General features: G+C 71.0%; 10 protein-coding genes. 3 read left to right on the forward strand and 7 right to left on the reverse strand.

Annotated features, from left to right (window positions below):
- Positions 1 to 20 precede the first annotated feature (20 nt).
- On the reverse strand, positions 21 to 2708 hold the full coding sequence (locus ACZ7L0_RS24030; RefSeq protein ID WP_471244580.1) for a winged helix-turn-helix domain-containing protein: 2688 nt from the start codon (positions 2706 to 2708) through the stop codon (positions 21 to 23).
- A 159-nt stretch (positions 2709 to 2867) separates the two neighbouring features.
- Here ACZ7L0_RS24030 and ACZ7L0_RS24035 point away from each other — a divergent pair, with 159 nt between their 5' ends.
- A complete protein-coding gene (locus ACZ7L0_RS24035; RefSeq protein WP_471244581.1) occupies positions 2868 to 3677 on the forward strand; it encodes a PhzF family phenazine biosynthesis protein in 810 nt (269 codons plus the stop codon).
- 66 nt (positions 3678 to 3743) lie between these two features.
- Here ACZ7L0_RS24035 and ACZ7L0_RS24040 read toward each other — a convergent pair whose 3' ends face one another.
- Together ACZ7L0_RS24040 and ACZ7L0_RS24045 are read right to left on the reverse strand one after the other, a co-directional pair.
- On the reverse strand, positions 3744 to 4544 hold the full coding sequence (locus tag ACZ7L0_RS24040; RefSeq protein WP_471244582.1) for a CPBP family intramembrane glutamic endopeptidase: 801 nt from the start codon (positions 4542 to 4544) through the stop codon (positions 3744 to 3746).
- A gap of 138 nt (positions 4545 to 4682) precedes the next feature.
- Positions 4683 to 6200 (reverse strand): glutamate-cysteine ligase family protein, encoded by a 1518-nt coding sequence (locus ACZ7L0_RS24045; RefSeq protein WP_471244583.1) that lies wholly within the window; start codon positions 6198 to 6200, stop codon positions 4683 to 4685.
- Positions 6201 to 6756: 556 nt separating this feature from the next.
- Here ACZ7L0_RS24045 and ACZ7L0_RS24050 point away from each other — a divergent pair.
- Positions 6757 to 7341, forward strand: coding sequence for a hypothetical protein (locus ACZ7L0_RS24050; protein ID WP_471244584.1), 585 nt, complete (start codon positions 6757 to 6759; stop codon positions 7339 to 7341).
- A gap of 270 nt (positions 7342 to 7611) precedes the next feature.
- The gene (locus ACZ7L0_RS24055) at positions 7612 to 7818 is read left to right on the forward strand and encodes a DUF5999 family protein (RefSeq protein WP_471244607.1); all 207 of its coding nucleotides are present in this window, start codon (positions 7612 to 7614) and stop codon (positions 7816 to 7818) included.
- 125 nt (positions 7819 to 7943) lie between these two features.
- On the opposite strand, the gene ACZ7L0_RS24060 is transcribed toward ACZ7L0_RS24055, so the two are convergent.
- From ACZ7L0_RS24060 to ACZ7L0_RS24075, 4 genes are read right to left on the reverse strand one after another with little or no spacing between them, the layout of a single operon-like run.
- Entirely contained in the window at positions 7944 to 8993 is a 1050-nt protein-coding gene (locus tag ACZ7L0_RS24060; protein ID WP_471244585.1) for an endo-1,4-beta-xylanase, read from the reverse strand.
- A gap of 53 nt (positions 8994 to 9046) precedes the next feature.
- A complete protein-coding gene (locus tag ACZ7L0_RS24065) occupies positions 9047 to 9877 on the reverse strand; it encodes a carbohydrate ABC transporter permease (protein WP_471244586.1) in 831 nt (276 codons plus the stop codon).
- Entirely contained in the window at positions 9874 to 10869 is a 996-nt protein-coding gene (locus tag ACZ7L0_RS24070) for a carbohydrate ABC transporter permease (protein WP_471244587.1), read from the reverse strand. Before ACZ7L0_RS24070 ends, ACZ7L0_RS24065 begins: the two co-directional genes overlap by 4 nt.
- A gap of 6 nt (positions 10870 to 10875) precedes the next feature.
- A complete protein-coding gene (locus ACZ7L0_RS24075) occupies positions 10876 to 12168 on the reverse strand; it encodes an extracellular solute-binding protein (RefSeq protein WP_471244608.1) in 1293 nt (430 codons plus the stop codon).
- Positions 12169 to 12562 lie beyond the last annotated feature (394 nt).

Consider the following 12562-nt stretch of genomic DNA (forward strand, 5'->3'; position numbering starts at 1 on the left):
CCCGTGCCGGACCGCCCGGGTCACAGCAGCCGGAGCTCCCGCGCACGGCGCACCGCGTCGCTGCGGCGGTTCACCGCCAGCTTCCGGTAGACGCTCTTGAGGTGGGTCTTCACGGTGTTCACCGACACGTACAGATCGGCGGCGATCTCTTCCGTCGACATCATCTGGCCGAGCCGTCGCAGCACATCGCGCTCGCGCCCGCTCAGTTCCTCGACGACGGGAGGCAGAGGCTGGTCCCCGGGCCGGGGCGGTTCGTCGTGCGGCGGCTGTCCGGGGGTGAGCCAGCCGGCGGCCAGGTCCCGCGGTTCCGCCGTGCGCAGGTAGGGCCGGATCCACGCGCCCGCGTCGAGGAAGGGACGTCGCAGCCGCTCGCCGCGGGCCGCGCGCAGGGCCTGGGCGACGAGGGCGCGCGCGGTGGCGGAGTCCCCGGCCCGGTCCGCGGCCTGCGCTCGCACCAGCGTGGCGCGCACGGTCACCGCGGGACCGGCGTGTTTGTCCGAGCGCACCCCGTCGAGCAGGGCGATCGCCGAGGCGGGCCTGCCCACGGCGAGCTGGACCCGGGCGGCTTCCACGGCGCAGGCCGCCTGGTCCTCGGGCACCGCGGGCAGCAGCCTCGCGGCCGTCTGCGGCCTGCCTTCGGCCAGGTGCACGGCGCAGGCGACCAGTGCCGTGTGTCCCTCGGCCCAGGGTGAGGGCACGTCGGCGGACACGACCGGTAGCGCCGCCTCCAGCGCGGCCTGCGTATGGCCGCGGGCCAGGAGCAGTCGTGCCGTGGTGATGGCCCGGGCGGCTTCCGTCACCGGGTCCCGCGTCGCGGGGGGCGAGTCCGCCGCCGCGTCGAGGAGGGCCCGGGCCTGAGCGAGCTCGTTGCGTTCGACGGCCACGGCGGCCAGGACCAGCCGCCCGATCCCGGATCCGGACGGCTGCGGCAGGCTGTACCGCTCCGTCTCGGTCATCGCCGCCCGGGCCTTGCGCTCCGCCCTGCCGGGCCGGCCGTCCAGGTAGTCGATCAGGGCGAGGCGGCCCAGGCAGTCCTCGCGCGCGAGCGCCGTCGCGGCTCCGCCGCTGCCGCCGACGACCGTCGAGAGGGCGGCGCGTGCGTCGTCGAAGCGCCCGGCCCACAGCCGTGCGGAGCCCAGGTGTGCCAGCAGCAGGGCGGTGAGTTCGGGATGCTTGTCCAAGAGGTGGGCGGGGACCTGCTCCCGCAGGCTCTCGGCCGCCTTCGCGGCGCTCTCCGCCCGTCCCGGCGAACCGGTCAGCCGGGCCGCCAGGGCCTCCAGCAGGGACCAGCTCAGCCGGGCCGCCGCCAGGCCGGCCGCGTCCACCGCCCGGCTCCGCTCTCCCGTCAGACCCCGCTCCGCGTGCCGCAGGTGGGTCAGGCCGTCGTCGAGGTCGTGCCGGGACAGCGCACGGGCCGCCCGGACGAGGTGCGTGGCCGGGCTCGGGGCCCCGGGATCCATCCCGGAGAACAGCTCGGACAGGTCGTCGCGGTTGAGGCCGGTGAAGAGCTGTCCGATGGCGAGGTCGTCGACGAGGGCACCGGCGGTGAACTCCCAGTCCCCGGCGGCGGCACCGTGGCCGACCGTCTCGACGAGGGATCCGCAGCGCCGCAGCCACCGCGCCGCCCGCCGGTGGAGTTCGGGCTCCAGGCCGGGAGCGCGCATCCGCAGATGGGCCCGGAGGATCTCCCCGAACAGCGGGTGCAGGCGGTACCAGGCGTGCCCGAGGTGCTCGACGAACGCGTTCTGGCGGTGCAGGCCGACGAGGATGGACTCGGCGTCGGTGCGCTCCGTGAGCACGTTGGCCAGCTCGGGGCAGAAGCGATCGAGGATGCTGACCCGCAGCAGGAGGTCCTCCGTCTCGGGGGTCTGCCGCTTGAGCACCTCCGCGAGCAGGAAGTCGGCGACCGTGCTGCGGTCGGCCTCGAACTCCTTGAGATACGTCTGCGGGTTCGGGCTCTCCCGCGCGGCCAGGGCGCACAGGCGGAGGCCGGCTGCCCAGCCCCGGGTGCGCTCCATGAGCGCGTCGACCGCGTGGGCGGGCAGGCGCAGCCCGTGCAGCCGCAGGAGCGCGTCCGCCTCCTCGGCGGTGAACGCCAGCTCGGCGTCTCTGATCTCCGTGATGTCGCCGGCCGCCCGGTGACGGTGCAGGGGCAGCAGCGGTTCGGTGCGGGTGACCAGGATCAGGCGCATGCCCTGGCCCGCGTGGTGGAGGACGAACTCCAGTTGTTCGGCGATCTCCGGATCGGTCACCCGGTCGAACTCGTCCAGTGCCACGATCACGGGCCGGTCCCGGGCGCTCAGTTCGGTGGCGAGCCGTGTGAGCAGCGTGTCGTCCACCCGGTTCGCGTCCGCGGGACAGCCCAGCTCGGCGGGCAGCCGCACGCCGGAGACCCGCAGCGCCTGGAGCAGATAGGCCCAGAACATTCCCGGGCGCTGGTCCGCCGCGTCGGTGGTGAGCCAGGCGAGGCACCGCTCCCGCCCCGCGGCCCAGTCCGCGACCAGCAGCGTCTTTCCCGCCCCGGCGGACCCGTCGACCACGGTCAACGGTGTCCCCAGGGCGTGGTCGAGGTGGCTGACCAGGCGCTCCCGCCGCAGGAACGTGGCGGGCAGCGTCGGTATGGCGAACCTCGTACGCAGGAACGGTTCTCCCTGGGGATCCGCACGGGGCGTGATCGGTCCGGAGTCGTTCCCCTTGAATCCGGCCATGGCGTTCACCATCGCTGTCTGTCAGGTCATGGACAGCGCTCTCCTCCAGGATCCCAGTGATGCCGCGCGTGCGCGCGCCACGGTGGCCCGTCCGGGACCGGTCCAGCGTCCCGGAATTGGCCTTGGTCAGGCGGGAACCGCGCCGTCTAGCGTCGGCCCATGCGTATCCGAATCGTCGACGCCTTCACCGACCGCCCCTTCGCAGGCAACCCCGCCGGGGTCCTGCTGCTCGACGCCTTCCCCGACGACGGCCGGCTGCAGCGGGTCGCCATGGAGGTCAACCACGCCGAGACGGCGTTCGCCCACCGCCTGCCCGAGGGCGGGGACGCGGACTGGGCGCTGCGCTGGTTCACGCCCGTCACCGAGGTGGCGATGTGCGGCCACGCCACGCTCGCCACGGCCCATGTCCTCAACACCACCGGCGCCCACGAGGGCCCGGTGCGGTTCGCCACCCGCAGCGGGGTGCTCCGCGCGACGCCCGGCGACGACGGCTCGATCACCCTGGACTTCCCGACCGCCCCGCTCACCCCGGTCGAGGTCCCGGAAGGCGTGGCGGCGGCGCTAGGGGCCGAACCGGTCGCCGCCTTCGACACCGGGCCGAACGTGGGCGACCTGCTGCTGGAGCTCGCCGACGAGAAGACCGTCCTGGGCCTCTCCCCCGACCACAAGGCCCTCGCCGCCTACTCCGCGCGCGGCATCATCGCCACCGCCCGCGCCGAGGACCCGGCGCGGGGCCACGACTTCGTCTCCCGCTGCTTCTTCCCGAACGTCGGCATCGACGAGGACCCGGTCACCGGCAGCGCCCACACCGCCCTGGCCCCCTACTGGTCCGAACGCCTGGGCCGCCCCGACCTCACCGGCCTCCAGGCCTCCCGCCGCACCGGGCTGGTCCGCACCGGTCTGCGCGGCGACCGCACCCTCCTGACCGGCCGCGCGGTCACGGTCATCGAGGGGGAACTGCTCGCCTGACGCCGCGCGCACACCCACATGGGAAAAGGGGCGTACGACAGCCTCGTACGCCCCTTCGCCGGCCGCTCACGCCGTCGGCAGCCACCCCACCTTCCCCGCCAGCAGGGCGTAGCCCACGAACGCCCCGATGTCGAGCAGCGAATGGGCCACCACCAGGGGACCGACCCGGCCCCAGCGCCGGTAGAGGTACACGAACACCACGCCCATGACCATGTTGCCGACGAAACCGCCGATGCCCTGGTACAGGTGGTAGGAGCCGCGCAGTACGGAACTGGCCACCAGCGCGGTCCCCGGGGTCCAGCCCAACTGGCCCAGCCGGCGCAGCAGATAGCCGACGACGATCACCTCTTCGAGGATGGCGTTCTGCATCGCCGAGAGGATCAGCACGGGGTACTTCCACCACACGTCGGGCAGCGCCTCCGGCACCACCGTGAGGTTGAAGCCCAGACCGCGCGCGGCCAGGTAGAAGGCGATGCCGGTGCTGCCGATCACCGCCGCGACCGCCGCCCCGCGCCCGAGGTCGGCCCGGGGCCGGGTCCGGTCGAAGCCGAGGGTGCGCAGGCTCTCGCCCTCGCGCAGCAGGAAGTGCGCGACCAGGGCGACGGGGATCAGTGCCGTGGTGATGCCGAACAGCTGCCAGGCGAGGTCCAGCCAGGGCCGGCCCGGCGCGGCCGAGGCGTTGAGGGTGGCCGCCTGGTCCTTGAGACCGCCGGGTTTCGTGACCGATCCGACGAAGCTGATGAACGCGGATACCCCGCTCGCACCGAGCGAGAGGCCCAGGACGAGCAGCGTCTCGTCCCGGAAGATCCGTCGCGAGGGCCACTCCCGCGTATGGGAATCGGCATCCGAGCCCGCTTCCACCTGCACACCTGCCTCGAGTCGCTCATGGGATGTCACAGCTTGCCCGATCAGTGCGGGGCGGGCTGCGCCGACCCCCGTGACCGTGACCGCGCGACCTGTGTGCGAGAGGAGGATGTTCAGCTGGACCGAGCCACCTCGGCGTGCCTACCCCAGCGGCACCGGCTCCGGCAGACCCACCGGCCAGGTGTGCACCGGCTCTCCGAGTTGCATGAGCTCGCAGTAGCGCCGGGTGGTGGCCGCCAGCGCCGCGTCCCGGGCCAGGCCCTGTTCGAGCGCCCGGTGGAAGGTCGCCGCCTGCCAGGACGCGCCGTTGACCCGGCGCCGGCACCGCTCCTCGATGACCCCGAGGTAGAGGTCCCGGTCGGCGGCCTCGACGCCCCACCCCTGGAGCCCCGCCTCGGCGAGGGGCAGCAGCTCGTCACGGACGAGTGTCACCGCGTCGACCTCGCTCAGACCGCCGTACCGTCCGCGCCGGGGCCAGACCAGGCGTGCGTCGATGCCGTACCGGCACGCGGCGTCGAAGTTGGCGGCAGCCGTCTCGAAGGGCATCCGGGTCCACACGGGCCGCGACTCCTCGGCGAGGGCGCGCACCAGGCCGTAGTAGAAGGCCGCGTTGGCGATCACGTCGGTGATGGTGGGCCCGGCGGGCAGGACGCGGTTCTCCACCCGCAGGTGCGGTCGCCCGTCGGCGACGTCGTACACCGGGCGGTTCCAGCGGTACACCGTGCCGTTGTGCAGGACGAGTTCGGCGAGCTTGGGCGCGCCGCCCGCGTCGATGACCTCCAGCGGGTCCTCGTCGTCGCAGATGGGCAGCAGGGCCGGGAAGAAGCGCAGGTTCTCCTCGAACAGGTCGTACGCCGAGGAGATCCAGCGTTCCCCGAACCAGGTGCGCGGCCGTACGCCCTGGGCCTGCAGCTCGGGCGGGCGGGTGTCGGTGGCCTGGAGGAAGAGCGGGGGGCGGGACTCGCGCCAGAGTTCGTGACCGAAGAGGAACGGCGAGTTGGCGCCGACGGCGATCTGCGGCGCGCAGACCGCCTGGGCCGCGTTCCACACATCGGCGAAACGGCCCGGGGTGACCTGGAGATGGAGTTGCACGGACGTGCAGGCGGCCTCGGGGACGATGGAGCGGGAGGTGCAGGTGAGGTGCTCGACCCCTTCGATGTCCAGGCGGAAGTCCTCGCCGCGGGCGGCCACGATCTGGTCGTTGAGCAGGGTGTAGCGGTCGACCTCGGAGAGGTTGGAGGAGACCAGGTCGTCACGGCCGAGGGTGGGCAGAATACCGATCATCACGATTCCGGCGTCCAGCTCGCCCGCCTTGCGGTCGGCGTACGCCAGCGAGGTGCGGAGTTCCTCGGCGAGCTGGTCGAATACCCGGCCGCCCAGCCGGTGCGGGGCGATGTTGACTTCCAGGTTGAACATGGCGAGTTCTGTTTGGAAATCTCGGCTCGCGATGCGCTCCAGCACCTGCCCATTCAGCATTTTCGGCATGCCGTCGGGACCTACGAGATTCAGTTCTATCTCCACGCCCATGAGGTTCTTCGGGCGGTCGAACCGCTTCTGGGCCAGCAGCCGCTCCAGCCCCGCCAGGCACTTCCGGAGCTTCTCCCGGTAGCGCTGGCGGTCGGACAGGTCGAACGGCCCTGCCACGACCTTCTCCCCCATCGAAGCGTCCCTCCTCGGATGGGCGGGCGGAAGATCCGGCCGCCGGGGTCCAGCGTCAGGTGGGATGATGCCCACCCGACGCGATCGATAACGTCCCGCGCGGACCCCGTCCCCGCTACTCTGGTTGGAAAGTGTCCCGCGGCACATTCACGGGGCATGGGGCAGCACGCACCTTCGTGTGCCCCGATGACCTCGTGAAAAACGCCGACGAGAATGGGCCGACCGCTGCGGCAGCGTATTCCGAGGTCAGGATGGTCCCACCGGCCCGGGAATCGGGATGTTTCTCGCAAATCACCGACCGATTGCAGCCTTGTTCTACTCACCGGAAACGGCTAGACGAAACACCGTCTGAACATATGTCGTATAAACTCCGCGAAGAAGGCAGAAGGTTGGCGCCCACCGTTCTGGTTCCCGCCGTCCAGGCGACGTGCGGCAGGCCGCGTCCGCACCTCTCGTTCACCGCCCCGGGCCCCCGCCTCTCTGACCCCATGAGCTGACAGCGTCGTCCGCCCACGCCCTCGCGCCGTCGCGCCTGTCGAATGAGAGGCGACCCACCATGCCCCTGCACGTTCCCCCTGCCCCCGCGCCCGCCCTGCGCTCGGTGCTCACGGCCCTCGGTTCCCCCACCGCCGTCCGTGAGGCCCGCACCCCCTCCCTGCGCGCCGCGCAGGGGCCCGCCACTCCCGAACTCCCGCTGCCCCTGCACGTGCTGGACCGGGTCACCGCCGAGGGCGTGTCCGCGACCCGGCTGACCGGCTGGCGGTTCCTGATCCGCTGCGCCGACCGCGCGGTGGCCGCGGCCGAGACCAGACTGACCCCCGACGGCTGGGCTTTCTCGCACTTCTTCGAGGGCCCCTACATCGCCTCCACCGAACGCGCCCTGCGCCAGGCCGAGACCATGCCACAGGCATACCAGCCACGCCTGCTGTCCGTGCCGGGCCTGTACATGCTCACGCTGTGGCTGCACGGCGACTGCGCCGCGGACGGCGCCGTGGGCCATCCGGCCGCCACCGATCTGCTCGTCCCACTGGCCCCGGCACCCCCCGGAATCGCCGCCCACCGGCCGCACCGGGTCGCCGAACTGCTCCCTGTGCTGACCCACCGGGTCACTCCGATCCCCCTGCTCGGCTCGCCCGCCTGACGCCTCTGCCCGCTCCGATTCTCCTCGCGTACCCCGCCGCCTCTTCGGTGGCGGGGTACGCGTGTGACTAGCCCCTTCAGGTCACCGAGAACCACCCGAAATGACAGTGCGGTTGAGCTGAACCGACCGCTCGGGTGATGCGTCATCAACCTGTGAGAAGCGGTGCTGCGAAATACCTGCGGATTGACGCCCGGAGGGCAACACTGGGTTCCGACCGACTTATGACCACGGGGGGCGGACATGACCACGACAGAGCGAGAGAACCCACCCATGTGCCAGCACCAGCCACCGTGCCCGACAGCCGAATCCGCCGACCGGGAGTCCGCCCGCCTCGTGGCGCACCACCCGGAGCAGGGATGGAGCCTGCTGTGCAACGGCGTTCTGCTCTTCGAGGACACCGGTGAGCTCCTGCCGGACGGCCAGATCATCGCCCCGCACCGCCCGCTGGACATCAGCCGGGTGATGACGGCCGCCTAGGCCTTACGGCACCACCCCGGGCGACATCTCCTGCCGCCCGGTGACCCAAGGGGCCGGCTCGCACACACTCGGTGCGCACCGGCCCCGACGTATGTCCGACGGCGGCTACTCCTCGTGGCCGACCGCTACCTGAGCGCCTCGCGCAGCGCCTGGTACGCCGGCTTCGGCTTCAGCTGCTCGTCCCACGGCAGGGCGGCGCCCTCGCCCGGGAAGAACGCCGGGATCCACGAGTACTTGTCGGTGTAGTCCCACACCGTCACGCCCACGCAGCGGCGCACCGCGAGGCAGGCCTCGGTCAGGTCCCGGTACCAGGTGGCCTGCTCGGCCAGCTTGGCGTCGGTCGCGGGCAGTTGCATACGGACGTCGACCTCGGTGAGGGCGGTGTCCAGACTCAGCCGGGAGAAACGGCGGAGGTTGTCCTCCAAGGTGGCCGGATAGCCGTACTGGAGGGCCAGGTGAGCTTGGAACCCGACGCCGTCCAGGGGTACGCCCCGCGCCTTGAGGTCCTTGGCCAGCGCGTAGTAGGCGTCGCTCTTCGGGCCGGTCGCCTCGATGTTGTAGTCGTTGAGGTAGAGCTCGGCGTGCGGATCGGCCTGGTGGGCCCAGCGCAGCGCGTCGGCGATGTAGCCGGGGCCGAGGGTCTTGTACCAGAGGGTCTCGCGGTACGTCCCGTCCTCGTTGAAGGCCTCGTTGACGACGTCCCAGGAGTAGGCCTTGCCCCGGTAGTGCCGTACCTCGGCGAAGATGTGCTTCTTCAGTACGGCCCGGAGTTCGGTCGGGGTCCACTCCTTCGACGTCAGCCAGTCGGGCAGCTGGCTGTGCCAGACCAGGGTGTGGGCGCGGACGCGCTGGTGGTTCGCGCGGGCCAGGCCGACGATCTCGTCACCCTGGGACCAGTCGAAGACGCCCTGCTCGGGCTCGGTGGCGTACCACTTCATGCCATTGCCCGGCGTGATCATGTCGAACTCGCGGCCGAGAATCCTCGTATACGGGCCGTCGGTCAGTTCGGGGTTGTCGGTGGCGCTGCCGAAGTAGCGCCCCTGCCGGTGGGCGAGCTCGGCGAGCGTCGGCTGCCGCCCGTGCGCCTCGGCGGCGGGCCCGGTGGCGACGCCCGCGGCCACGAGGACGGCCGCGAGGGCGCCGGCGAGTCTGAGGCGCGTGCTGGTCCTGGGCATGGTGCGACTCCTCACTGTCGGGTGCGGTGGGGTCGTGCGTGCGTCAGCGCGCGTCAGCCCTTCGTCGCGCCGGCGGTCAGGCCACCGACGAGCTGGCGTTCGGCGACCGAGTAGAGGGCGAGGGCGGGGACCATGGCGAGCACCAGGTAGGCGAAGACCCGGGCCGTGTCGGAGACGTACTGGCCCTGGTACTGCTGGACGCCGAGCGGGATGGTCCACCACTTGGGGTCGGTGAGCACCAGCAGCGGCAGCAGGAAGTTGTTCCAGCTGGTGACCACGGCGAGGACGGACACCGTGCCGAGCGCCGGGCGGGCCATCGGCAGCAGCACCCGCCAGAAGAAGCCGAGCGCACCGCAGCCGTCGAGGGTGGCCGCCTCCTCCAGTTCGGCGGGGATCTCCCGGAAGAAGCCGCGCAGGATCACGATGGTCATCGGCAGCCCGAAGGCGGCCTGCGGCAGGATCACACCGAGCGGGTTGTCCAGCAGGTCCATCGAGCGCAGCAGCAGGAACAGGGGCAGGGCCGCCACCGCGAAGGGGAACATCAGCCCCATCGTGAACAGCGTGAACAGCACCTCGCGCCCCCGGAAGGCGAACCGCGCGAAGGAGAACGCGGCGAGCGCGGAGACCACGACCGTCAGCACCGTCGTCGCCACCGCGATCAGCGTGCTGTTGCCGATCAGCTTCCAGAAGTCCTCCGAGCCGAGGATCCCGCCGTAGTTGGAGGTGACCCACGGGTCGGGCAGGCCGATCGGGTTGCGGGAGAGCTGGTCGGTGGACTTGAACGCGGAGAGCACCGCGTACAGCAGGGGCACGGCCATCACCGCGCCGACGGTGACCAGGACCGCGTGCACCGGCAGCGTGCGGCCTTTTCTGCGCACACTCATGTGCCGCCTCCTCGCATGGTCGTGGTGGCTCCCTCCAGGTCGCGGCGGAGCACGAACCGCTGGTAGGCGAGGGCGAAGACGAGGCTGATGCCGAACATGACCACGCTGATCGCGCTGGCGTAGCCCACCTGGTAGCGCTTGAAGCCGTACTGGAACATGGTCACGGCCATGCTCTCGGAGTGGTGGTCGGGACCGCCCGCGGTGATCACCCAGATCAGGTCGAAGAGCTGGATCGACCCGATGACGGACAGGAACACGCTGATCCTGAGGGTCGGTGCGAGCAGCGGCAGCGTGACGCTGCGGAAGCGCTGCCAGGGCCCGGCGCCGTCGACGATCGCGGCCTCGGTCAACTCGGCCGGGATGGACTGGAGTCCGGCCAGGCAGAGCATCATGTGGAAGCCGAAGTACTTCCACGTCATGACCAGGAAGAGGGTGGCCATGACGGTGGACGGGTCGGAGAACCACTTGCCGCCGAGGTCCTCCAGGCCGATGGCGCCCAGGACATGATCGGCGAGACCGTCGTCCGGGGCGAAGAGCAGGCTGAACAGACCGCCGGTGATCACCTCGGACAGCACGTACGGCGCGAAGAACAGCATCCGGTAGAAGGCACGCCCGCGCAGCCTCTGGTTGAGCAGCACGGCCATGGCGAGCGCGAACGGCAGCTGCAGGGCGAGCGACAGCACGACCAGCACCAGGCAGCGCCACAGGTCACCGAGGAAGACGGGGTCCTCGAAGAGGCGGGTGAAGTTGTCCGCGCCGGTGTAGTCCGAGGGCATCCCGAAGCCGCCCCAGCGGAAGAACGAGGCGTACAGCGCGAAGAGGATCGGGAGCAGGACCAGCAGGCCGAACAGGACGAGGGCGGGCAGTTGGAAGGAGACCGCGGTGAGCCAGTGCAGCAGGCGGCGCCTGGAGCGGGCCCGGGCCGCCGGCGGGGGCGGCTGGGGCGCGAGATCGGGACCGGACCGCTTGTCCGGAAGGAAGGTGGAGGTCATCGCGGCCTACTGCTCCTCCTTGGCCGTCTTGGTGATCGACTGCGCGACCTGCTCGGGCGACTTGGACCCGGCGATGAGCGCGGAGACGCTGTCGTTGATCTCCTGGCCGACCGCGGGCGGGTAGGCCTGGTCGAGGTAGAGCTGGAAGCCGGTGGCGCTCTTCAACTGCTCGTTGACGAGCTTGAGGTTGGGGTCGGTGAGGGCGTCCTCGGCGGCCTTGGCCACCGGGATGACCCCGGTCTTTTGCACCAGTTGGCGGTCGGTGGCGGCGGAGGCGAAGAACTTCAGGAACTCGACGGCGGCGTCCGGCGCGCCCCGGCGCAGGGCGAGCCCGCCGCCTCCGCCGAACACCTCGGTCAGGGTGCCCTTTCCGCCCTCGACCGCCGGGAACGGGAAGAACCCCAGGTCGGCGCCGAGGCCCTTGCCCGAGCTCTTCTCCACCTGCGGCGCCCACTGGCCCATCAGCTCCATCGCTGCCTTGCCGTTGCCGACGGCGGCGGCCTGGCCGGTGGGGGTGGAGTAGCCCGCGCCGAGGAACCCCTTCTGGAACGGCTCGAGTTTCACCAGCTCTTGCAGGTGCTTGCCCGCCTCCACGAATCCAGCGCCGGTGAAGTCCTTGCTGTCGGCTGCCTTTTGCAGGGCGTCCAGGCCGGCGGTGCGCATCGCGAGGTAGGCCCAGTAGTACATCTCGGGCCACTTCTCCTTGCCGGCCAGGCCGATCGGGGTGACCCCGGCGGACTTCAGTTTGCGTACGGCGTCGAGGAATCCGGACCAGGTGGTCGGGGGGGTGGTGACGCCCGCCTTCTTGAAGAGCGACTTGTTGTACCAGAAGCCGACCATGCCGATGTCGTCCGGTATGCCGTACACCTTGCCGTCGAGCTTGTACGGCTCCTGCGCCACCGGCAGCAGCGTGCCGGTCCAGGACTTCGTGCGGTCGGTGAGGTCTTCCACGAGGCCGGCGTCGACCTGCTGCTTCAGCACGCCACCGCCCCAGGTGTGGTAGATGTCCGGCAGCTTTCCGGAGGCGGTCAGCGCGGTCATCTTCGACTTGTACGACTCGTTCTCCAGGGTGACGATCTTGATCTTCACCTTGGGATGCTCGGCCTCGAACTGCTTGGCCAGTCCGGCCCAGACGCCCTTGGCCGGTTCGGTCGTGGTGATGTGCCACCACTCGAGCGTGGTCGTCCCCGACGACCCTCCGTCCGAGTCGCCGCCGCAGCCGCTGAGTGCCGTCATGCCCAGACCGGCCGCGGCGGAGGCCGCCAGGAAGCCGCGGCGGGAGAGTGCCGGGTCGCCCATCATGCGCTCCTAGATGATCGAAAGTTTCGGAATCTTCCCGGAAAGCTGCGCCGCACCCTAGGGACAGCTCTCACAGGGTGACAACCCTTCGTACGACACTTCCTGCGCGGGGTCGCGGCTCCTACCCCGACGGAGCCGACGCTGCCCCGGCACGGCGCCGGAGCGAAACATTCGGCGAATTGACCGAACGTTCCGAACGGCGACTCTAGAAAGGCCTTCCAAGAGCGTCAAGGTGTCGCGCATCAGGACGTCGGCCGGAGGAGAGGGTGTCGGGCCCGCTTGCCGGAGCGGGTGCCGAGCGGCCGGTGTCACACTCGGTGTCGGAGTCCGCGACGACACCTCCGCCCGCCCCCGCATGGCCCAACCGCCGGTGGCCGTCGCCGGTCACCGTGTC

The sequence above is a fragment of the Streptomyces sp. NPDC039424 genome, from assembly GCF_055639495.1.

What these genes read in the sequence shown, in the direction of transcription:
- ACZ7L0_RS24030 (WP_471244580.1), bottom strand. Translation starts at nt 2,708, where the DNA reads ATGGCCGGATTCAAGGGGAACGACTCCGGACCGATCACGCCCCGTGCG.
- ACZ7L0_RS24035 (WP_471244581.1), top strand. Translation starts at nt 2,868, where the DNA reads ATGCGTATCCGAATCGTCGACGCCTTCACCGACCGCCCCTTCGCAGGC.
- ACZ7L0_RS24045 (WP_471244583.1), bottom strand. Translation starts at nt 6,200, where the DNA reads ATGGGGGAGAAGGTCGTGGCAGGGCCGTTCGACCTGTCCGACCGCCAG.
- ACZ7L0_RS24050 (WP_471244584.1), top strand. Translation starts at nt 6,757, where the DNA reads ATGCCCCTGCACGTTCCCCCTGCCCCCGCGCCCGCCCTGCGCTCGGTG.
- ACZ7L0_RS24055 (WP_471244607.1), top strand. Translation starts at nt 7,612, where the DNA reads ATGTGCCAGCACCAGCCACCGTGCCCGACAGCCGAATCCGCCGACCGG.
- ACZ7L0_RS24060 (WP_471244585.1), bottom strand. Translation starts at nt 8,993, where the DNA reads ATGCCCAGGACCAGCACGCGCCTCAGACTCGCCGGCGCCCTCGCGGCC.
- ACZ7L0_RS24065 (WP_471244586.1), bottom strand. Translation starts at nt 9,877, where the DNA reads ATGAGTGTGCGCAGAAAAGGCCGCACGCTGCCGGTGCACGCGGTCCTG.
- ACZ7L0_RS24070 (WP_471244587.1), bottom strand. Translation starts at nt 10,869, where the DNA reads ATGACCTCCACCTTCCTTCCGGACAAGCGGTCCGGTCCCGATCTCGCG.
- ACZ7L0_RS24075 (WP_471244608.1), bottom strand. Translation starts at nt 12,168, where the DNA reads ATGGGCGACCCGGCACTCTCCCGCCGCGGCTTCCTGGCGGCCTCCGCC.